Origin of the sequence: Stenotrophomonas sp. PI_27, from assembly GCF_027854495.1 — a bacterium.
In the GTDB taxonomy this organism is placed as follows: domain Bacteria; phylum Pseudomonadota; class Gammaproteobacteria; order Xanthomonadales; family Xanthomonadaceae; genus Stenotrophomonas; species Stenotrophomonas pavanii.
Map to the genome: position 1 here is coordinate 49,214 of NZ_JAJNOF010000014.1, position 20,636 is coordinate 69,849.

The 20,636-nt window shown below is 65.7% G+C and carries 18 protein-coding genes; 13 read left to right on the top strand and 5 right to left on the bottom strand.

Going from position 1 to position 20,636, the window contains the following annotated elements; translation table 11 throughout:
• Window positions 1-15 precede the first annotated feature (15 nt).
• From LRM18_RS16575 to LRM18_RS16600, 6 genes are all read left to right on the top strand, one after another.
• The gene (locus LRM18_RS16575; protein WP_270955065.1) at window positions 16-2,208 is read left to right on the top strand and encodes a Six-hairpin glycosidase-like protein; all 2,193 of its coding nucleotides are present in this window, start codon (window positions 16-18) and stop codon (window positions 2,206-2,208) included.
• Entirely contained in the window at window positions 2,205-3,692 is a 1,488-nt protein-coding gene (locus LRM18_RS16580; protein ID WP_064237822.1) for an MFS transporter, read from the top strand. The genes LRM18_RS16575 and LRM18_RS16580 overlap by 4 nt, the downstream gene beginning before the upstream one ends.
• Complete coding sequence (locus tag LRM18_RS16585) at window positions 3,692-5,407, top strand: alpha-amylase family glycosyl hydrolase (RefSeq protein ID WP_270955066.1); 1,716 nt, start codon at window positions 3,692-3,694, stop codon at window positions 5,405-5,407. The genes LRM18_RS16580 and LRM18_RS16585 overlap by 1 nt, the downstream gene beginning before the upstream one ends.
• A gap of 121 nt (window positions 5,408-5,528) precedes the next feature.
• Window positions 5,529-5,915, top strand: coding sequence for an SseB family protein (locus tag LRM18_RS16590; RefSeq protein WP_049397663.1), 387 nt, complete (start codon window positions 5,529-5,531; stop codon window positions 5,913-5,915).
• Between the two features lie 150 nt (window positions 5,916-6,065).
• On the top strand, window positions 6,066-6,530 hold the full coding sequence (locus tag LRM18_RS16595; protein WP_164083101.1) for a GNAT family N-acetyltransferase: 465 nt from the start codon (window positions 6,066-6,068) through the stop codon (window positions 6,528-6,530).
• Entirely contained in the window at window positions 6,527-6,820 is a 294-nt protein-coding gene (locus tag LRM18_RS16600; RefSeq protein ID WP_270955068.1) for a hypothetical protein, read from the top strand. The genes LRM18_RS16595 and LRM18_RS16600 overlap by 4 nt, the downstream gene beginning before the upstream one ends.
• A gap of 129 nt (window positions 6,821-6,949) precedes the next feature.
• On the opposite strand, the gene LRM18_RS16605 is transcribed toward LRM18_RS16600, so the two are convergent.
• The 3 genes from LRM18_RS16605 to LRM18_RS16615 all read right to left on the bottom strand — a co-directional run bounded on the left by LRM18_RS16605 (window position 6,950) and on the right by LRM18_RS16615 (window position 12,600).
• Window positions 6,950-10,534: an ABC transporter permease subunit gene (locus LRM18_RS16605; RefSeq protein WP_270955069.1), complete on the bottom strand. Its 3,585-nt coding sequence runs from the start codon at window positions 10,532-10,534 to the stop codon at window positions 6,950-6,952.
• Window positions 10,535-10,546: 12 nt separating this feature from the next.
• On the bottom strand, window positions 10,547-11,449 hold the full coding sequence (locus tag LRM18_RS16610) for an ABC transporter ATP-binding protein (RefSeq protein WP_049467373.1): 903 nt from the start codon (window positions 11,447-11,449) through the stop codon (window positions 10,547-10,549).
• Between the two features lie 119 nt (window positions 11,450-11,568).
• Window positions 11,569-12,600, bottom strand: coding sequence for a LacI family DNA-binding transcriptional regulator (locus LRM18_RS16615; protein WP_270955070.1), 1,032 nt, complete (start codon window positions 12,598-12,600; stop codon window positions 11,569-11,571).
• A 291-nt stretch (window positions 12,601-12,891) separates the two neighbouring features.
• Between LRM18_RS16615 and LRM18_RS16620 the strand changes: the two genes are divergently transcribed.
• The 7 genes from LRM18_RS16620 (at window position 12,892) to LRM18_RS16650 (ending at window position 19,425) form a co-directional block, all read left to right on the top strand.
• On the top strand, window positions 12,892-13,476 hold the full coding sequence (locus LRM18_RS16620) for a single-stranded DNA-binding protein (RefSeq protein ID WP_270955071.1): 585 nt from the start codon (window positions 12,892-12,894) through the stop codon (window positions 13,474-13,476).
• Between the two features lie 400 nt (window positions 13,477-13,876).
• The gene (locus LRM18_RS16625; RefSeq protein WP_270955072.1) at window positions 13,877-14,269 is read left to right on the top strand and encodes a hypothetical protein; all 393 of its coding nucleotides are present in this window, start codon (window positions 13,877-13,879) and stop codon (window positions 14,267-14,269) included.
• 189 nt (window positions 14,270-14,458) lie between these two features.
• Window positions 14,459-15,046, top strand: a complete 588-nt coding sequence (locus tag LRM18_RS16630; RefSeq protein ID WP_130768407.1) for an Imm57 family immunity protein — start codon at window positions 14,459-14,461, stop codon at window positions 15,044-15,046.
• A gap of 433 nt (window positions 15,047-15,479) precedes the next feature.
• A complete protein-coding gene (locus LRM18_RS16635) occupies window positions 15,480-16,379 on the top strand; it encodes a TIM barrel protein (protein WP_270955073.1) in 900 nt (299 codons plus the stop codon).
• A 27-nt stretch (window positions 16,380-16,406) separates the two neighbouring features.
• Window positions 16,407-18,092 (top strand): GMC family oxidoreductase, encoded by a 1,686-nt coding sequence (locus tag LRM18_RS16640; protein ID WP_049467361.1) that lies wholly within the window; start codon window positions 16,407-16,409, stop codon window positions 18,090-18,092.
• Window positions 18,092-18,667, top strand: coding sequence for a gluconate 2-dehydrogenase subunit 3 family protein (locus tag LRM18_RS16645; protein ID WP_270955074.1), 576 nt, complete (start codon window positions 18,092-18,094; stop codon window positions 18,665-18,667). Before LRM18_RS16640 ends, LRM18_RS16645 begins: the two co-directional genes overlap by 1 nt.
• On the top strand, window positions 18,667-19,425 hold the full coding sequence (locus LRM18_RS16650) for a DUF1080 domain-containing protein (protein ID WP_270955075.1): 759 nt from the start codon (window positions 18,667-18,669) through the stop codon (window positions 19,423-19,425). The genes LRM18_RS16645 and LRM18_RS16650 overlap by 1 nt, the downstream gene beginning before the upstream one ends.
• Before the next feature lie 9 nt (window positions 19,426-19,434).
• Here LRM18_RS16650 and LRM18_RS16655 read toward each other — a convergent pair whose 3' ends face one another.
• Together LRM18_RS16655 and LRM18_RS16660 are read right to left on the bottom strand one after the other, a co-directional pair.
• Window positions 19,435-19,731 (bottom strand): cytochrome c, encoded by a 297-nt coding sequence (locus LRM18_RS16655; protein ID WP_270955102.1) that lies wholly within the window; start codon window positions 19,729-19,731, stop codon window positions 19,435-19,437.
• A 30-nt stretch (window positions 19,732-19,761) separates the two neighbouring features.
• Window positions 19,762-20,628: a sugar phosphate isomerase/epimerase gene (locus tag LRM18_RS16660; RefSeq protein ID WP_270955076.1), complete on the bottom strand. Its 867-nt coding sequence runs from the start codon at window positions 20,626-20,628 to the stop codon at window positions 19,762-19,764.
• Window positions 20,629-20,636 lie beyond the last annotated feature (8 nt).

Consider the following 20,636-nt stretch of genomic DNA (forward strand, 5'->3'; position numbering starts at 1 on the left):
CGGTCCGCCGCTTCGATGCTGAAGATCATTTGCCTGACCGCTGCCCTGGGGGCAGCGCTGGGTTCGACCGCGCAGGCGGCCGACCTGCAATTCGACGGCCGCAACGCGCGCGCCGAAGCGGCTGCCAAGGGTGGCTTCGTGCTGCATGCGCCGAAGGGAGAGGTGTGCATCGCGCCCATGCCGATGCGCAGCCACACCGACAGCGTCATGTTCGATGCGTTGTTCGCGCTGGCCCAACAGGAGATGGACCAGGACCGGGTGGACGCGATCCGCGATCCGGCGTTCGACGAGGGCCGGCCGGTCCCGTGCGACTGCTTCCAGACCGGTGCGCGCTGGCCCTATGTGTGGACCCGCGATGTCAGCTTCGCCGCCGATCTGGCGCTGGCGCGGCTGGACCCGCAGCGGACCCGGCAGTCGCTGCAGTTCAAGCTGTCGGCAGCCCGTGACGGGCGTACGCCCGGCCTGTTCGTGGCGCAGGACACCGGTTCCGGTGGCAGCTGGCCGATCAGCAGCGACCGGGTGGTGTGGTTCCTGGCGGCTCGCCACCTGCTGGAGGATCGCGTGTTTGCCGACCAGGTCTGGCAGGCACTGCAGGGCACGCTGGCGCAGGACCGCGCGATGGTATTCGACGCGCAGATGGGCCTGTACCGTGGCGAGACCTCGTTCCTGGACTGGCGCGAGCAGACCTATCCGGACTGGACCCGCGAGGACGTGCGCTTCATCGGTGATTCCTACGCGCTGTCCACCAACGTGCTGCACTACCAGGCACTGCGCCTGGCCGAACGCTTGGCCGGTCAGCGCGGCGACGCCCGTGCGGCCGACTACAGGGCGTGGGCCGATGCGTTGGCGCAGCAGATCGATACACGCTTCTGGCGCGAGGACATGGGCCAGTACATGAGCTACATCGGCGAAGCCGCGCACCCGGTGCCGTATGCCAAGGTGGATCTGCTCGGCCTGTCGCTGGGCATCCTGGCCGGAGTGCTGCCGCCCGAGCGCGCGCACCGCGCGCTGGCCGCGTATCCGAGGGCACCGGCTGGCAGCCCGGTGGTGTGGCCGCAGGAGGCGCAGCAGCCGATCTACCACAACCGCGCGATCTGGCCGTTCGTCAGCGCCTACGCGCTGCGCGCGGCGCGGCAGCTGGACGATGCGCCGCGCATCGCCGCCGAAATCCGCTCGCTGATGCGCGGCGCCGCCCTGGCCGGTTCGAACATGGAAAACTACGAACTGGTCAGCCAGGCCGTGCATGTCGAGGAAGGCGCGCTGAGCGGCCCGGTGGTCAATTCCGAACGCCAGTTGTGGTCGGTGGCGGGGTACCTGTCGATGGTGGTCGAAGGCGTGTTCGGCGTGCAGGACGATGGCCGCGTGCAGCCCAAGCTGCCGGCCGCGCTGGTGCCCGAACTGTTCGGCAAGCAGCGCCGCATCTCCCTGGAGGCCGATGGCAAGCGTTATGTGCTGGAGCGCCCGAAGCAGGTGGGTGATGGCCTGCTGGTGGCGGGCACGGTGAAGACGCGGGGCACCACGACCACCGTACAGCTGGTGGCCGCGCCGTCGCGTGCGTTGCCCGTCAGCACGGCCGATGCCAATGCGCGCGCGCCGGCGACCCCGGCCGTACCGCAGGTACGACGCAGCGGCAAGGGTTGGTCGGTGCCGGTGGCCGAAGGCCAGGTGCTGTGGCGGGACGGCCGGGCGGTGACTGCAATCACGCAGGGTGTGGCACGTATCGTCGATGATGGCCTGCAGCATTGCCTCAGCCTGACCATGCGCGACGGGGCGTTGGAGTCGCTGCACAGCCCGATGCGCTGCGTCGGTCCGCAGCAGCTGCTGAAGGGCGCAACGCGCTGGCAGTTCACCCCGGCCAAAGCCGGGCAGCTACGCCTGCGCCTGCAGTACAGCAACCCCAGCGGGCCGATCAACACCGGGGTGACGGCTGCAGTGAAACAGCTGGCGCTGCAATGCCCGGGCCAGCCGCTGCAGCGGCGTACGGTCACCCTGCCGCACAGCGTAGCCGTGCAGGATTCGACCTCGGCGACGTTCCCGGTGACCAGGGGCCGCTGCACGATCACGCTTGAAGAGGGGTTCAACATGAGCGCGCTGCAGCACTTCGCGCATTACACCGGCGGCAAGGGCGGGCGCGATGGCGTGGTGAACCAGGCCCAGGTGCGGGCACTGACGGTGGCGCCGGTTGCGGCCGCAGAGGGCGCACCATGAACCGTCCGGCCAAGCCGCAGCTGTCGTTCTGGCAGATCTGGAACATGTGCTTCGGGTTCCTCGGCATCCAGTTCGGCTTCGCCCTGCAGAATGCCAACGCCAGCCGCATTTTCGAGACGCTGGGCGCGGACATGGATGCGGTGCCCGGGCTGTGGATCGCGGCGCCGCTGACCGGCCTGCTGGTCCAGCCGGTGATCGGCTACCTGTCCGATCGCACCTGGACGCGATGGGGGCGCCGCCGTCCGTTCTTCATGATCGGGGCGGTGCTCACCACGCTGGCGCTGCTGGTGATGCCGAACTCACCGACGCTGTGGATCGCCGCCGGCACGCTGTGGGTGCTGGACGCGTCGATCAACGTATCGATGGAGCCGTTCCGTGCCTTCGTCGGCGACCAGCTGGCACCGCGCCAGCGCCCCGCCGGCTACGCGATGCAGAGCTTCTTCATCGGCGTGGGTGCGATCGTCGCCAGCTTCCTGCCCTTCATCTTGGCTCATTTCGGTGTCGCCAACACCGCAGCCGCCGGGGAAGTGCCCGACACCGTGCGCTATGCGTTCTATTTCGGCGCGGTGGTGCTGCTGGCGGCGATCACCTGGACAGTAGTCAGCACCCGCGAATACTCGCCGGCAGAGCTGGCCGGTTTCGATGATGCCGAACCTCCGGCACACCACGCAGCAGCGGTGATCAGTGGTCCTGCACCGTGGACGCAGGTGGCCTTGTGGCTCGGGCTGGGTGTGTTGCTGGCCCTGCTGATCACCTGGCGGCAAGGCGACAGGATGCTGTACGTGCTGGCGGGCCTGTGCGCCGGCTATGGCCTGTTGCTGGCGGCCGCGCGCGCGTTGCCGGCCACCCACATGCTGGCCGCCATCGTGGGTGACCTGCGCGCGATGCCGATCACCATGCGTCGCCTGGCGTGGGTGCAGTTCTTCTCGTGGTTCGCGCTGTTCGCGATGTGGATCTACACCACCGCCGCAGTGGCGGGCACCCATTTCGGTTCGACCGATCCACAGTCGGCGGCCTACAACGAGGGCGCCAACTGGGTGGGTGTGCTGTTCGGTGCCTACAACGGTTTTGCCGCGCTGGCCGCAGTGCTGATTCCACCGTTGGTGCGTGCGATCGGCCTGCGCTGGAGCCACCTGGTCAACCTGTGGCTGGGCGGCGCCGGCCTGGTCTCATTGATGTTCATCCGCGATCCGCACTGGCTGCTGCTGTCGATGGTGGGCGTTGGCTTCGCCTGGGCATCCATCCTTTCGCTGCCGTATGCACTGCTGTCCGACAGCGTGCCGGCGTCGAAGATGGGCGTGTACATGGGCATCTTCAATTTCTTCATCGTGATCCCGCAGCTGGTCGCTGCCAGTGCGCTTGGCTTTGCCCTGCGCGCCTGGCTGGGCGGCCAGCCGATGCAGGTGCTGGTGCTGGGCGGTTGCAGCCTGTTCGTCGCCGGCCTGTGCGTGCTGCGGGTTCCGTCCCGTCCGGAGGTGGTGTGATGCGTGGTGCGCTGTCTGTTGCTGTTTCCCTTGTACTGCTGGCCGGCCAGGCGGCGGCCGCGCCGCGCCAGGACTACGTCGGTACCACCGAGCCGTTCGCCAGCGATGCGGTGTACTTCGTGGTCACCGACCGCTTCGTCAACGGTGATCCGGCCAACGATCATCGCGACCAGGGCGGCGCGCACCGCACCTTCGATATTCCGGTGCCGTGCCCGGACAAGGTGGACGGCAACATCGGCTACCTCGGCGGTGACTTCCGTGGCGTGCTCGACAATGCGCAGTACATCCGCGACCTCGGCTTCGGCGCGGTGTGGATCACGCCGATCGTCGACAATCCGAACGAGGCGTTTACCGGCAGCAAGCCGATCAGCTGCACCAGTACGCTGACCGACCGCGGCAAGACCGGCTATCACGGTTACTGGGGCATCAACTTCTACAAGCTCGACGAGCACCTGCCCAGCAAGGACCTGGACTTCGCCGGGCTGGCCAAAGGGCTGCATGGCGCGGGCCTGAAGGTGGTGCTGGACATTGTCGGCAACCACGGCTCGCCGGCCTGGACCATGCCAACGCGGCAGCCGCAGTTCGGGCAGATCTTCGACAAGGAGGGCAGGCTGATCGCCGACCACCAGAACCTGCCGCCCCAGAAGCTGGATCCGAAGCACAACCCGCTGCACGCGTTCTACAACAACATCGGACCGGTCGACAGCAAGGACGGTTCGATCTTCGACGGCAATCTGGCCGAGCTGTCCGACTTCAACCAGGACAACCCGGCGGTGATGGATTACCTGGTGGGCGCCTACCTGCAATGGACCGCGCAGGGCGTGGATGCACTGCGCATCGACACCATCGGTTGGCTGCCGCACCCGTGGTGGCACGCCTTCGTCAAGCGCATCCGCGCCGAGCATCCGGGCATGTTCATGTTCGGCGAGGCGTTCGACTACGATGCCGCGCGCATTGCCGAGCACACCTGGCCGGCCAACGCCAACGTCAGCGTGCTCGACTTCCCGTTGCGAGGGGCGCTGGAGCAGGCCTTCGGCACCGCCGGCAAGGGCTTTGAAGTCCTGGCCGAGCCGCTGTACCTGAGTGGCGGTCCCTACGCCAACCCGTACGAGCTGATGAGCTTCTACGACAACCATGACATGCCTCGCCTGCAGGCCAGCGACAACGGCTTCATCGATGCGCACAACTGGCTGTTCACCGCGCGCGGCATTCCGGTGGTCTACTACGGCTCGGAAACCGGCTTCATGCGCGGTCGCGCCGAGCACGCCGGCAACCGCGCCTACTTTGGCCAGGAGCGTGTCGACGCCGCGCCGCAGAGCCCGATCTTTGCACCGCTGCAGCGCATCGCCAGGCTGCGTGAGGCCACTCCGGCGCTGCAGCGTGGCCTGCAGGTGAACGAGCGGCTGCAGGGCGACGAGGCGGTGTTCTTCCGCGTACTGCAGCACGGCGACGTGGCGCAGACCGCGCTGGTGCTGTTGAACAAGGGCGAACAGGCCCGGACCTTCACCGTGGCGCGTTACCTGCAGGCGGGCCGCTGGCGCGATGCGCTGGGCGGCGGCGAGGTGAAGGTGAAGAACCGCCTGCAGACTGAAGTGCCTGCGCACGGGGTGAAAGTCTACGTGCTGGATGCGCCGGTACAGCAGCCCGCGCTGCAGGCCGAGCTGGACAAGGCGATGGCCGACCAGAAGGCGCGGGACGTGCGCCTGGGGCGGTAGTGCCGGCCGCCGGCCGGCAACCCATGAATCCATGGTCCCTTCAGGTGCCGGCCAGCGGCCGGCACTACCGGGGCGACCCTATGCGGCACAATAGGCCCCCCTCACGCCGTGCCGCACCGCCATGACCGACCTCGCCCCGCAGACCCCGATCGAAACCCTGCTGAAGGCGGCGATGGACGGCGCGGTGCCGATCCGCGCCTTCATGGAGGCCTTCGTCGCCTCCGAGGTGGTGCTGCTGACCGGCAGCCTGGTGACCCCCGATGGCAGCGGCTTCGACCCGCTGCTGTTCGACAAGCAGGGCACCCTGCACGTGGCCGTGTTCACCGATCCGTCGCGCGTGGGCATCTACAGCCAGCAGGCCGAACACCAGATCCGCTGGCGGATGCTGGACGTGCTGCGCCGCGTGCCGGGTGGCTACGGCGTGGTGATCAATCCGGGCACTCCGCTGGGCTTCGAGATCTCGCCCAGCGGCGTCGGCGAGATCCTGAAGGACTTCGCCCAAGGCTGAGTTGCCGTCGCGCCATTTGTAGCGTCGAGCCATGCTCGAATGCCTTTCGCGCATGGCCTGATGTGTCGAGCATGGCTCGACTCTACAGAAGGCTTCCCTTCGGGCGCCGTCCATGATCCCCTTGGGTGACTTGGGGATCGAGGCATTGCCATGGAATTCAGGGGACTACCCGCCGACGCACCGGAACGGCAGCAATTAGCCCAGTGGTACCACGCGGAATGGGGTCAGGACGCCGGCCTGACACTGGAACAGGAACTGCAGCGGCTCAATCCGCCACAGGATGCCGAAGGTTTCCCGCACCTGATCGCCGCATTCGATGACGGTCAAGTGGTTGGCGCAGTCCAGCTCAAGCGGCGGGAAATGCAGGCGTTCCCACAGTACGAGCATTGGCTGGGCAGCGTGTTCGTGGCCGACAGCCATCGCGGGCGTGGGCTGGCTGGCGCGCTGGTGGAGCAAGCAGCGGCGCAGGCGGTGCGGATGGGGGTTTCCGATCTCTTCCTGCAGACCGAGGCCCTGGACGGTGGGCTGTATGCGCGGCTGGGCTGGAAGCCGCTGCAGGAAGCCGACAACCGCAGCTATCGCGTGCTGGTGATGGTGCGCAGGTTAGCCGCATGAGCGTGTCCACGGCACGCCATTCTCGCTCCGCGCTGGTCTTCCTGATCGCGGCCATTGTCGCCGCGCTGGTGTCCATGCCCGTGCTGCGCGCGGTGGGCATGGTGCTGTGGCCGGTGTTCTTCATTGCCTGGCTGATCAACCTGGGCGCGGCCTGGCATCTGGCCCAGTGGGCGCACCAGCAGGGTCGTTCGGCCTGGGCGTTCGGATTACCGGCGGCGCTCGGCACCGTCGCCTCGATCGTGGTTTTCGTGCTGCTTGCGTTGCTGGGGCCAAAATCCCCGGTGCGCTGAACCTTCGCGGCTGTCGTGGACAGTGTGCCGAGCATGGCCCGGCACTACAGTAGGGCGAGCCAAGTCAGGCCACTCCAGGCCCCGCATGTGTTGCGCGGAGCGCCGGCGCATCGGCCGGCGCCCCGTTCCTCACATCGTCACCTTGCGCCGGTTGTCATCGCTCACCCGGTCGATCAGCTTGTTGTACGGGTCAAAGCCCGCTTCATCCGGCTTTTCATCCACCGTCACCGTGATCTTCGGCGCGGCGCTGGTGATGTGGTGGCGCTGCAGGTACAGCACCTTCTGGTCGCGCTCCTTGCCCGACGGCCCGTTGGCGAACACGCCAACCTCGACCCAGTCATCCATCTTCCCGTCACTTTCCTTGCCCTTGCCGTCGGCGTACTGCTTGGCCGCGTGCAGGTCCAGTGTCACGTCGTAGCGGCCGTCATCGCGCTTGCGGGCGCTGGCGGCCATCACCCGGTTGTCGTAGAAGCTGATCTTCTCGAACAGGTCGGTGACCAGCTGCTGGCGGTCGGCCGGGGTCTCGGCGCGGATGTAGCCCAGCAGCTCGCGTGAGGTGGTGTACGGCGGCTGCTGGTAGCCCTTGTCCTGCAGGAAGCGCTTCAACGCACGGTTCAGCGCCTGCTCGCCGATCTCCTCGCGCAGGCGGTAGAAGGCCAGCGAACCCTTCTGGTAGTGGATGTACTGCTGGTTTTCCACGCGTTCCAGCGGCTGTTCCTCGATGGCTTCGCCACCGCGGCCGGACAGGTAGCCGTCCAGTTCGCGCTTGAGAAATTGGCGCATGTGCTGGCGGCCGTACTCCTGCTCCATCACCATCAAGGCCGAGTACTGCGACAGCGATTCGGACAGCACGGTCGCGCCCTGCACGTTGGCGCCGATCACCTGGTGCGCCCACCACTGGTGCGCGATCTCATGCGCGGTCACGTAGAACACGTAGTCCACCTTGTCCGGGTCGCGCAGGTCGGCGATGAAACCGATGGCCTCGGAATAGGGGATGGTGTTGGCGAACGACTGCGCGAAGCGGGCATAGCCCGGGAACTCGATGATGCGTACCTGGCGGTGCTGGTACGGGGTGAAGTTCGCCTCGTAATAGGCCAGCGACTTCTGCACCGCCTCGATCATCCGGTCCACGTTGTAGCCGTGCGCCGGATCGAAGTAGACCTCGATCGGGATGTCCTTGTACTTCGCCTTGCGCACCTCCCAGCGTGCCGAGAGATAGGCATAGAAGTTCAGCATCGGCCGGTCCATGGCATAGCTGAAGCAGCGCCGGCCGTTGACCGTGGTCTCGTGCTGCAGGTAGCCCGGGGCCAGCGCCACCTGGTCTGGTGCGGTGCAGACCGTGGTGCGGAAGTCGAGCCAGTCGGCATCGTTGGTAATGTAGGTGTTGGCGCGCGCCGCTTCGTCCTCCAGCCTGGGCATGCGCCGTGGTTCACCCAGGCCGCGCTTGCGCCGCTCGTTGCGATCGGTGATTTCGGCGCCCTCGTTGTAGCCGAACGAGGGCAGCACGCGGCTGTTGAAGAAGGTGCCGTTGTCCACGATGTTGCTCGGCGCCTGACCGGCGGTGATGCCGTTGGGTTTCTGCACCACCCGGAAATGCACGTTGCGGGTTTCGCCCGGCTGCAGCGGCTTCTGCAGGCGGTAGATGCGGTAGCCGAGATCGGCATCGCGCAACGACAGCGTCTGCCCACCCAGGTCGACGTCGACCAGCTGCTTGTCATCGCCCATCGAAACATGCACGTCCTGGATCGGCGTGGCATGGGTATTGCGCACCGTCCAGTTCGCATCGATCACCATCGACTGCGATTCCGGGAACAGGTCCACGCGGTTGTCCACTGCCACGATGCGCGGCTGCGGCAGGGTGCGGTACTTCGACAGCTCGCGCTCGTAGCGGGCCTGGAGGTCCAGCTGCTGGTCGGGCGAGATGAACTCGTTGCGGATATTGGTGCTCCAGTACAGCCAGCCGCCCACGCCGGCGAAGGCCAATGCCGCAAGTCCGGCAAAGACGCCGGTCGGGCCGCGCAGGCGGCGGCCGGCCAGGGCCAGGCGCTGGCGCAGGCCCTGGCTGACACCGCGCACCCAGAATGCCGACGCCAGGCACATCAGGGTCAGCAGGAACAGTGCCCAGTAGCCCTGGAATGCCAGCTGCCCCGGCAGGAAGTGGCCGTAGCCGTTCATGTCCGAATAGGGAGCGTTGGGCCAGCCACCGAAGTTGTACAGGTTCTGCGTGTAGTCCAGCATGCCGAGCACGCCCTGGCCGATCATCACCACGATCAGCAGCGCGTAGCCGAGGAACTTGTTGTTGGTGAGCACCTGCAGCACCAGGGCCAGGCCTCCCATCAGGAGGTAGATCACCGAATCCATCGCCAGGCTGCGCAGGTACAGCAGCGGCTCCAGGTGGGTGTAGCCCTTTACCAGCTGCACGCCCATCGCCGCCAGCGCGCCGGCGGCCTGGAAGCAGATGATCACTGCCAGCAGCGCGGTGAACTTGGCCAGCAGCGGTACCCAGTTCGGCACCGGCATGGCATCGGTCACTTCGTTGATGCGCGCGCTGCGTTCCTTCCACACCAGCTCACCGGCGAAGAACAGCACGATGATCACCAGCAGCCAGCTGAAAGCGCCCTGCAGGCCCATGATCATCTGCGAGGTGACCGGCCAGATCGAGGTGCCGTACAGGGTCTGCCGGAACAGCGCGTTGGGCAGGAAATTGGCCATGCCCAGCACGAGCAGCACGATGAACGGCACGCTGCGCAGTACACCGCGTGTATCGAAGCGCACCTGGCGCAGGAACTGTTGCCACGCGGTGGACGCACTGAATGCCGGAACCACGCGCGGCAACGGGGAGCGGGTGGGGCGAAGCGCTGCGGCGTCGGCAACCGGCTGCGCCTGCCGGCGGCCCCAGCGACGACGGCCGCTGCCGCTGCGCTCGGTGCGGAACAGGGCGAACGTGGCGGCGAACAGCAGCGCCGTCACGCCCAGCCACAGCGCGCGGTTGGCCAGCAGGTAGCCTGCCAGGCCGGGAACGCCGCTGTTGTGTTCGGCGGTGGACCAGTAGCGGATGGTGCGCGACAGGGCGCGCATGCCCAAAGGCTCGCTGAGCACCGCCAGCCAGGTGTTGTCGATGTCGCGCAGCACCGCCGCGCTGGCGCCGAACAGCACCAGGTAGGCCACCAGCCCGATGTAGACCCACAGGATCGAACGGGTGACCGCCGCCAGCAATGACAGCAGCGCGGTGGTGAACAACAGGTTGGGAATGACGATGACCGCAAAACTCCAGGCATAGCCCTGCCAGCTGATCGGCCCCATGCGCTCGGCGTCCACCCAGGGCATGAACGGTGCCAGCCAGAGCCCGAAAGCGACCAGCAGGTAGAACAGCAGGCCGGTGGCCAGGGCCGCGGCGATGCGCCCGGCCAGGTAGTCGCGGCGTTTCACCGGGCTGGCGAAGATCAATTCGGCGGTGCCCAGTTCGAAGTCACGCAGCAGCGCATTGCTGACGAACAGCGCAGTCACCAGCATGCCGAGCAGGGTGAAGATCCCCAGCATCTGTGCGATCACGGTCGGCGCGTTGCTGTGCACGTTGCCGCTGCCGCCACCGATCTGTACGGCGTCACTGGACGCGGCGGCGAAGGCGAGCAGGGCGAACAGCCCGGCCAGCAGCCACAGCAGGGGCGAGCGCAGCTGCTCGCGCAGCTCGAAACGGAAGAAGTTGAGGATCATGGCGTGCTCCGCTCAGGCTGCCGCGCGGGCACGGGCCTGCAGGCGCAGGCGCTGGAAGTACACGTCCTCGAGGTCGGGGGCCACGGCCGCGAAGCCGTCGCCGGGGTCGTTGGCGCTGTGCACATGGATCACCGGGCGGCCACCGACCAGCCGGGTCGACAGCACCACATGGCGCGCTTCATGCTCGGCCAGCTCCGAAGGATCGACCTGCTTGCGCCAGACCTGGTGCTGCAGGGCGTCGATCGCCTCGCTGGGGCGGCCGCTCAGCAGTACCTGGCCCTTGTTCATGATCGCCATCGTCGGGCACAGGTCGGTCACGTCCTCGACGATATGGGTGGACAGGATCACCGCCACGTTCTCGCCGATCGCGGCCAGCAGGTTGAGGAAGCGGTTGCGTTCCTCCGGGTCGAGGCCGGCAGTGGGCTCGTCGACGATCACCAGCCGTGGGTCGCCCAGCAATGCCTGGGCAATGCCGAAGCGCTGGCGCATGCCGCCGGAGTAGGTGCCGAGCTTGCGCTTGCGCGCGTCCCACAGGTTCACCTGCTGCAGCAGTCCATCGACCACTTCGCGGCGCTGCGCGCGCTGGGTCAGTCCCTTGAGCACCGCGAAGTGTTCCAGCAGGTCCAGCGCGCTGACTTTCGGGTACACGCCAAAATCCTGCGGCAGGTAGCCCAGGCGGCGACGCACCGCGTCCTTGTCGCGCAGCACGTCGATCGGTGCCTCGCCCGGAATGCTGAGGACGGCCGTACCGCTGTCGGCTTCCTGCAGGGTGGACAGCGTGCGCATCAGCGAGGACTTGCCAGCGCCGTTGGGCCCAAGCAGGCCGAACATGCCGCGCGGGATGTCCAGGCTGACGTTGTTGAGAGCGTGCACGCCGTTGGCGTAGGTCTTGGACAGCGAATCGATCTTCAGCATGCGACGTACACCTTTCCCTGGACGTTGTCTGCGCGTTATCCGCGCAATCGCCCCGGTCCGCATCCGCCGTTGGTCATGGGGGGGGAAATCCCGCCGTCGCGCGTTGGCAGGGACGGCGCTTACCCGCGCAGGGACGATTCGCGTACCACCAGCTTCACCGGAATGCTCTGGCTGTCCACCGGCTGCCGGCCGATCAGCGCCAGCAGGCGTTCCACCAGCAGCTGCCCGGCCTGCTTGGTGTCCTGCTGTACGGTGGTCAGCGCCGGGGACACCGAAGCCGCCAGCGGGATGTCGTCGAAGCCGGTGACCGCCACGTCCTGCGGTACGCGCAGCCCGGCGTCGCGCAGGGCGCGGATCGCGCCGATGGCGATCAGGTCGCTGGCCGCGCAGATCGCATCGACTGGTTCAGCGCGCGCCAGCAGCGCCTGGCAGGCCTGCTGGCCAGAGGCTTCGGTGGTGATGGCGTCGTGCTGCAGCGCCGGTTCGGCGGCCAGGCCATGTTCCTGCAGGGCCGCGACGTGGCCGCGGTAGCGCTCCTGGAATTCGGGGTAATGGCTGGAGGCATGGCCGAGGAAGGCGATGCGGCGGCAGCCCTGCTGCAACAGGTGGGTGGTGATGTCATGCCCGCCCTGGAAGTTGTCGCTGCCGATCGAGACACCGGGCTGGCCGGGCAGGGCGGCGCCCCAGCGCACGAAATGCGTGCCCTGTTCGACCAGCCGCTGCAGGCGGTCGCGCGATTCGTGGTAGTCGCCGTAGCCGAGCAGGATGATGCCGTCGGCCTTGTTGCTGTCCTCGTAATCGGCCTGCCAGTCGGTGGACAGCTGCTGGAGCGAGACCAGCAGGTCCTGCCCATGCAGCGCGCAGGCGCGGGTGATCGAGCCCAGCATCGAATGGAAGAACGGGTTGATCAGCGAGTCGTCGTTGGTCGGGTCCTCGAAGAACAGCAGGGCCAGCGTGCCGGCATTGCGCAGGCGCAGGCTGGAGGCATTCTTGTCGACTTTGTAGTTCAGCTCGCGGGCAATGCGCAGGATGCGCTCACGGGTCTCGGCGTTGACCATCGGGCTGCCACGCAGGGCCCGCGACACGGTCGGCTGGGAGACCCCGGCCAGGTGGGCGATGTCCAGGGAGGTGGCTTTGCCTTTGATCGTCATGTGCGGGCGGAGCGGGCAGGTGGAAGGTGCCCGGGCATGATGCCATGCGCAGACGCGAATGCCCCTCTCAATGTCGGCCTGGGCGCAGGTAAGTCATTGCCGGACAAGGAAATCAGCCTGATCCTTCGGTGCGGTCGGGGTGTCCTGACCGGGCGGATGGCGGCGGCAATGGTAAGATGCGTCGTTCTCGCATTCCCCCAAATTTCACCAGGGGCGGCCCAGCGTACTGCACCCCGCCCGGGGCTGTGCTATCACTGGCGGTCTGCCCCTGGACAACGGACGAAGGTACCTATGGCGCGCGGCATCAACAAAGTCATCCTGGTCGGCAATCTCGGCAACGACCCGGACGTGAAGTACACCCAGGGCGGCATGGCGATCACCCGCATCAGCCTGGCCACCACCAGCGTCCGCAAGGACAAGGATGGCAACCAGCAGGAGCGCACCGAATGGCACCGCGTGGTGTTCTTCGGCAAGCTCGGCGAGATCGCCGGCGAGTACCTGCGCAAGGGCAGCTCGGTCTACGTCGAAGGCAGCCTGCGCTACGACAAGTACACCGGCCAGGACGGCGTGGAGAAGTACTCCACGGACATCATCGCCGATGAAATGCAGATGCTGGGCGGCCGCGGTGAAGGCGGCGGCGGTGGCGGTGGCGGTGGCGGTGGTGGCAACTATGGCGGCGATCGTCCGCAGCGCCAGCAGGCGCCGCGCCAGGAGTACGGCGGCGGCGGTGGCCAGCGTGGCGGCCAGGGCGGTGGCTATGGCAACCAGGGCGGCAACCAGGGCGGGGGTTACGGCAACCAGGGCGGCAACCAGCGCCCGCAGCCGCAGCAGGCGCCGCCGATGGACGACTTCGCTGACGACGATATTCCGTTCTAATTCCTACTTGACGGTTTTAGTGTTGATAGAGGCCCTCATCGTTGCGGATGGGGGCCTTTTTTTTCGTTCGGCAGAATCCGGCCGTGATCTGACCTTCTACTTGCGGCAGGGTGTTGATGGATGACTGGCGACACACCATAGCGAATCAGAATGGAGAGCGGCACGGGAAAGCCGTCTGCGCGAGCCCATCGCTGGTGCATGGCTTCGGCGGGTCTTGATACGGCGTGCGAAGGACAGGCATAAGCCTAACGAGCTGGTGCGGGGCTGTTGCACACCGCGTGGACACAGTTACCGCGAGCCTATGCTCGATTGCGGGGCGTCTGGGGTGGGAACTTGGCGCGCTGCATGCTTGGGTGCGTTCCCTATCGGTGTCAGAAGTTAATGAAGCAGAGCGATCTTGATGGATATTAATGAAATTACCAAGATGCTTGAGGCGGGTGACGACAATGGCGCGCGTGACCACCTTTTGAATCTTGTAAAGCGCGATCCTGCTTGTGACGCCGCGTGGTTGTTTCTTGTTGGGATTGGGTTTCGGAGCGATGATGCTGAGTTGTCCCTGTGGGCACTTCGTGGGCTTGAGAAGCTTCGTCCTCACGATGTGTTGGTCGCGTCTGGATTGGTGGATTGCTTGCTTCGGTTGGAGCGATACGAGGAAGTTAAGGAGGTCATTCATGCCTTCTCTAAGGTTGCTCGTCCTGGAATGCCCGCTCACGACACGGTCCTTGAAGAGCACCGCAAGGCACTTCAGTTCATTAACGATAGACTTGAGGCTGCAGGTGACGAAGACGAATAGCTGAAGCGTTCGCTAATCGCGAAGCCTTGGATTGATCGGTTACTTTCGCTCGACGTCACGAGTTCTACGCCTTGGTTCGGTTGCTCTCCGAGCCGTGCCTGGCTGGCAGCGTTGTCTTCAATGAGTTCTCAAGTTTTTGCGCGAGAGTGCTGTTCTTGATTCGCCCCCGAGCAGGCGTGGAGAGTTAAGATGTGCCAGTTTACGCGCCTTTCCGACGTTTCTGGTGAGTCGATGAAAACCACCGCACTGATTTCGTGCTTCGTCTTTTGTGCTCAATTTGGGTCCTCGCTAGCCGCCCGTCCGCTGTCAGAAAGACTCGCGGCGGACATCGAGATGGCCGAACACTCTATTCTTGCCTCGCTGGTGGTGCACAAAAGTTCCGAGAGCAAGTCGCTGTGCTCTCAGACGCCATATGCTTGTGTAGGAGCAGATGGTGCTGAGCTTGGTCTCGCCTTGATAGGGGGCAGCAGGAGTGCTGCCGCTCCTCGGCACTTGGTTGAGCTGTCGCGATTCCGTATGGATGGAGCGCTTTCCGAAGACTACAAGTGCTACCTCGCCGCGCATGGAAATTCAGTGGCTCAGGCTGCGCCGAAGCTGGATGCCAAGAAGCTGGCAGGGCAATGCATGTCCGAATTTGCTGCTTTCAAACGTCGGGCCGGCGCCGCGAAGTTCGACGTGGCGCCCGAGAATATCTGCAACTCAGTGGCGGACATCCAGCGATCCCTGCGTGAAGCTGTCCGACTAGCCAATGCAGGCGGTGAATGTGACGGCTTCTGAGTCGGTCGTCGGAAAGAGCTGATGCGTACGTGATTCGCGAAGCCTTGGCTTGGTTGACTACTGTCGCTCGACGTCACGAGCTATACAGCTCTTCAATCCGCCGGCTCCGAGGCGGTGCTGGGCCCTGGCGGCAGGGTGCACCCGGATGCATAGGGCCAATGCCTTGGCTCGGGGCATCGAAGTTCTACTGACTTTGCTCGCTCGCTTGAGGAAAAAGCCAGTAGATTTCATCTCAGGCGACGGATCTGGTTAGAAAGGAAAGCCCCGCTAATGCGGGGCTTTTCTTTCTGCGCGATGTCGTTGGCATTGTGCTTCGCAGCATCAATTTTCGTGCACCGCAACTTGCAAGCATCCAGTTTCCTCCCCTATGGTGCAATCGATTGCATTGCTGTGAATCGTTGCGTTTGATACCGGTTGGGAGGCCGGGAGGTGGATGTCCATCCATACGATCAGACCGGTCCCGGCAGGTGGGCTGACACGACGTGATGCGCTTCGTATCGCTGTCGCTGGAAGCGTGGCCCTGGGTACCACCGTGGGCGCGCGGACTGCATTCGCCACCACTGCACCGCTGAAGGGCAACCTGAAGCACTCCGTGGCGCGCTGGACCTTCCCGCAGCTGTCGGTCGCCCAGCTCTGCGCGACGGTGAAGGACATCGGCTTCGCCGCCATCGACCTGGTTGGCCCGGAAGACTGGCCCACGCTGAAGGCCCATGGCGTGTACAGCTCGATGTGCAACGGCGCGGAGCTGGGCCTTACCAAGGGCTTTGCCGGCCGTGAGTTCCACGACCCGCTGGTAGAGCGCTACACGCGGCACATCGATCTGGTGGCCGATGCCGGTTACCGGAATCTCATCTGCTTCTCCGGCAACCGCAACGGCATGGACCCGCATGACGGCATGGCCAATGCCGAGGCTGGCCTCAAGCGCATCCTCGGGCATGCCGAGAAGCGTGGCGTCGTGCTGGTGATGGAGCTGCTCAACTCCAAGGTCGATCACCGCGACTACCTGTGCGACCACTCGGCCTGGGGCGTGGAGCTGTGCCAGCGGCTTGGCTCGGACAACTTCGGCCTGCTGTACGACATCTACCACATGCAGATCATGGAGGGCGACATCATCGCCACCATCGGCAAGCATCACGCCTGCTTCAAGCACTACCACACCGCTGGCGTGCCTGGCCGGCATGAGATCGGAGACCAGCAGGAGCTGAACTATGCAGCGATCTGCCGCGCGATCCGCGACACCGGTTTCGAGGGGTATGTGGCGCAGGAGTTCATGCCTGCCGCGCCCGATCCTGTTGGTTCATTGCGCGAGGCGATCCGCCTCTGCGACGTCTGAAACGATATCCACCCAGGTGAGAGACCCATGGCAGATAATCACTACGACGCCATTGTTGTTGGCTCGGGAATCAGTGGCGGCTGGGCAGCGAAGGAGCTGACCGAGAAGGGCCTGAAGGTCCTGATGCTGGAACGCGGGCGCAACATCGAGCACGTCAAGGACTACGTCAACGCGATGAAGGAAGCGTGGGATTTCCCGCATCGCAACCGGCCGACGCAGGCGATGAAGGCCGCGTTCCCGGTGCTGATGCGCGACTACGGCCTGGCCGAGAACCTGGAAGGAATGTGGGCCAACGAGCAGGACTCGCCCTACATCGAGACCAAGCGCTTCGACTGGTTCCGTGGCTACCACGTGGGCGGGCGCTCGCTGATGTGGGGCCGGCAGAGCTATCGGTTTTCCGACCTGGACTTCGAAGCCAACCTCAAGGATGGCATTGCCACCGACTGGCCGATCCGCTATGCCGACATCGCGCCGTGGTACGACCATGTGGAGAAGTTCGCCGGCATCGCCGGCACGCGCGAAGGACTGGACGTGCTCCCGGACGGCGAGTTCCTGCCGCCGATCCCGTTGAACATCGTCGAGAAGGACGTGGCCGCTCGGATCAAGAAGGCCTTTGGCGGAACGCGGCACATGATCCACTCGCGCACGGCCAACATCACCCAGCCGATGCCCGAGCAGGGGCGCGTGAACTGCCAGTACCGCAACAAGTGCATCCTGGGCTGTCCCTTCGGTGCCTACTTCTCGACCCAGTCGGCGACGCTGCCGGCGGCGATGAAGACCGGCAACCTGACGCTGCGGCCGTTCTCGATCGTCAAGGAAGTGCTCTACGACAAGGACCGCAAGCGTGCGCGTGGCGTGGAGGTGATCGATGCCGAAACCGGGCAGACCTACCAGTACACCGCCAAGGTCATCTTCCTCAACGCGTCGTCGTTCAACTCCACCTGGCTGCTGATGAATTCTGCGACCGACGTCTGGGACGGGGGACTGGGTTCTTCGTCGGGCGAGCTGGGGCACAACGTGATGGACCATCATTTCGGTGCGGGCGCCTCGGGCCGGGTCGAGGGCTACGAAGACAAGTACTACTTCGGCCGCCGGCCCTGCGGCTTCTACATTCCGCGTTTCCGCAATGTCGCGTCCGACAAGCGCGGCTACCTGCGCGGGTTCGGTTACCAGGGCGGTGCCAGCCGCACCGGCTGGTCGCGCGAGATCGCCGAGCTGAACATCGGTGCCGATCTGAAGGAGGCGCTGACGGTGCCGGGTGACTGGCGCATCGGCATGACCGGGTTCGGTGAAATGCTGCCGCACCACGACAATGCGATCCGCCTGGACCGCGACCGCAAGGACAAGTGGGGGCTGCCGGTGCTGGCGATGGATGTGTCCATGCGTGCCAACGAACTGGCGATGCGCAAGGACATGGCCGCCGATGCCGCCGAGATGCTGGAGGCGGCCGGGGTCAAGGACGTGAAGATGCACGACAACGACTACGCCCCGGGCAAGGGCATCCATGAGATGGGGACCGCGCGCATGGGACGTGATCGGAAGAGTTCGGTATTGAACGCGCACAACCAGGTCTGGGATGCGCCCAACGTCTACGTCACCGACGGTGCCTGCATGACCTCCAGCGCCTGCGTGAATCCCTCGTTGACCTACATGGCGCTGACCGCGCGCGCGGCCGACCATGCGGTGCGCGAACTGAAAGCGGGGAACCTGTGATGGACCGCCGCGAACTGCTGAAGATGATCGTCGCCGCCACCGGTACGGCCATGGTCGGCCTGCCGGCCCTGGTGCATGGCAAGGTTCCGGCAGCCGGGGCGATGCCCGCGTTCTCCGACGCCGATATCGGCATGCTCGACGAGATCGCCGAGACCATCCTGCCACGGACCCGGACACCGGGTGCAAAGGATGCCGGCGCCGGCCTGTTCATGGCGACGTTCGTCAGCGACTGCTACACCGCCCGCCAGCAGGCAGCGTTCCGCACCGGCCTGGCCGACATCAACACGCGCGCAGGCGGTCGTTTCGTGTCGCTCACGCCGGACGCCCGCACCGAACTGCTGCGCCGCCTGGACGCGGAAGCCAGGGAACGCCCTGCCGAGGTGACCGAAACCGGGACGCCCGAACAGGGCGAGGCCATGCCGCATTACTTCACGATGATCAAGCAGCTGGCCATTTTCGGCTTCTTCACCTCCAAGGTCGGCGCGACCGGAGTGCTGCAGTACGTCGCCGTGCCGGGACGCTACGATGGCGACCTCGCCTATGTCCCCGGTACGCCGGCGTGGGGGACCAGCTGATGGACAACACCAGGATGATCCGCACAGCGCTGGCCACCGCCGGCCTGCTGGCCACGGCATCGGCATCGGCGCAGGACAGTGCCGACGCTGCACGTGACCCGAAGAAGACCGAAGTGTGGACCCCCGTACCCGCTGTCGTGGCCACGCCGCCAGGCAAGGCCCCCTCCGACGCGATCGTGCTGTTCGATGGCAAGGATGTGTCCGCGTGGGAATCGGAGCAGGGCGGACGCGTGCCCTGGAAGGTTGCCGGGGGCGCCATGACGGTCGTTCCGGGCAGCAAGGGCATCCGTACCCGGCAACGCTTCTGCGATGTCCAGCTGCATGTGGAGTGGCGCACGCCCACTGACACGAAGGGCTTCGACGGCCAGAACCGGGGCAACAGCGGGATCTTCCTGCAGGAACGGTATGAACTGCAGGTGCTCGACAGCTACAACAACCCGACCTATGCCAATGGCCAGGCCGGCTCCATCTACAAGCAGGCCATGCCGCGGGTGAATGCCTCGCGCGCGCCGGGCCAGTGGCAGGCCTACGACATCCTCTGGAAGGCCCCGCGCTTCTCGGCGGGAGGCGGGCTGATTTCGCCTGCGCGCATCACGGTGCTGCACAACGGCGTGCTGGTGCAGGATGACACCGTGCTGGCAGGCAAGACCGAGTACATCGGGGCGCCCTCGTATTCGCCCCATGCCTGTGCGCCGCTCTATCTGCAGGAGCATGACTCCAGGGTCAGCTACCGCAACATCTGGGTGCGCGAGCTGTAGCCCGGTCCGTTACTTCGCCAGGTAGCTGGCGATGTCATCGATCTCCTGCTGCGACAGCTGGGGGAAGGGCGGCATCAGGCCGCCGCCCTTCCTGATCTTGTCCTTGATCTGCGCGGCATCCAGGCGCTTGTTGACATCGGTGAGCGCCGGGAACGCACCCGGCATGCCAGCGCGGTCCGCGCCATGGCAGGCGGTGCAGTTGGCGGAGTAGAGCTTCGCCCCGGCGGCAGGGTCGTCCTTGCACCACGCGGCGGTTGCCAGTGTCGTGCCGCACAGGAGCGCGGCCACGGTCAGGATCGGTTTCAGGCGGATGTCCAAGCAAGGCTCCTTTGCGGATCAGCGCCGCGCACGAGCGGGCTGGCTGAGGGTCAGGTGTTCACGCAGGTAGTCCGCGCCGGTCTGGATGACCTTGCCCGGATCGCGTGGCTGGTCGTGCTCGACGATGTACCACTTCACGTTGGCCGCCGCTGCGGCAGGCAGGATCGCGTTCCAGTCCAGCACGCCCTGGCCTACCGCGGCGAATCCGCCTTCGTCTTCGGCCTGGCCCTTGGGCGCATTGTCCTTGGCATGCACCGCGAAGAGGCGGCCGCTGAACTTGCCCAGCATCGCCGCCGGGTCCAGACCCGCACGCGCGACCCAGGCCAGGTCCAGCTCGGTCTGCAGCTCGGGCCCGGCCGCCGCGAACAGCAGCTCCAGTCCGGTCCTGCCTTCGAAGTCGGCCAGCTCGAAGTCGTGGTTGTGATAGGCCAGCTGCATGCCCTTGCCGCGCAGTTGCCTGGCGATCCGGCCCAGGTCCTGGCCCAGCGCGGTCCAGCCTGCGGCATCGGCCGGCCGGTCCTTCTGGTCCAGGTAGGGCACCACCAGCGTGGTGTTGCCGATCGCGCGGTTGAACGCCACCACGCCATCAAGGTTGTTGCGCAGTTCGGTCAACGGGACATGCGACGAAACCGCCTTGATCGCGTAGCGGTCCAGCAACTGCTTCAACGCCTGCGCGCTGACGTTCTGGGTACCGACCGTTTCCACCGCGCGCACGCCCGCGTCGTGGACGATCTTCAGCTGCTGGTCCAGTGAGCCGGCGTTGCGCAGCGTGTACATCTGCACGGCGATGGGTTGCTGCGGGGCTGCTGCGTTCCGCGCGAAGGCGGGCAGGGCAGCGAGCAACAGCACGACAAGGCTTGCAGTTCTACGCACATGGATGTTCATCATGGGAT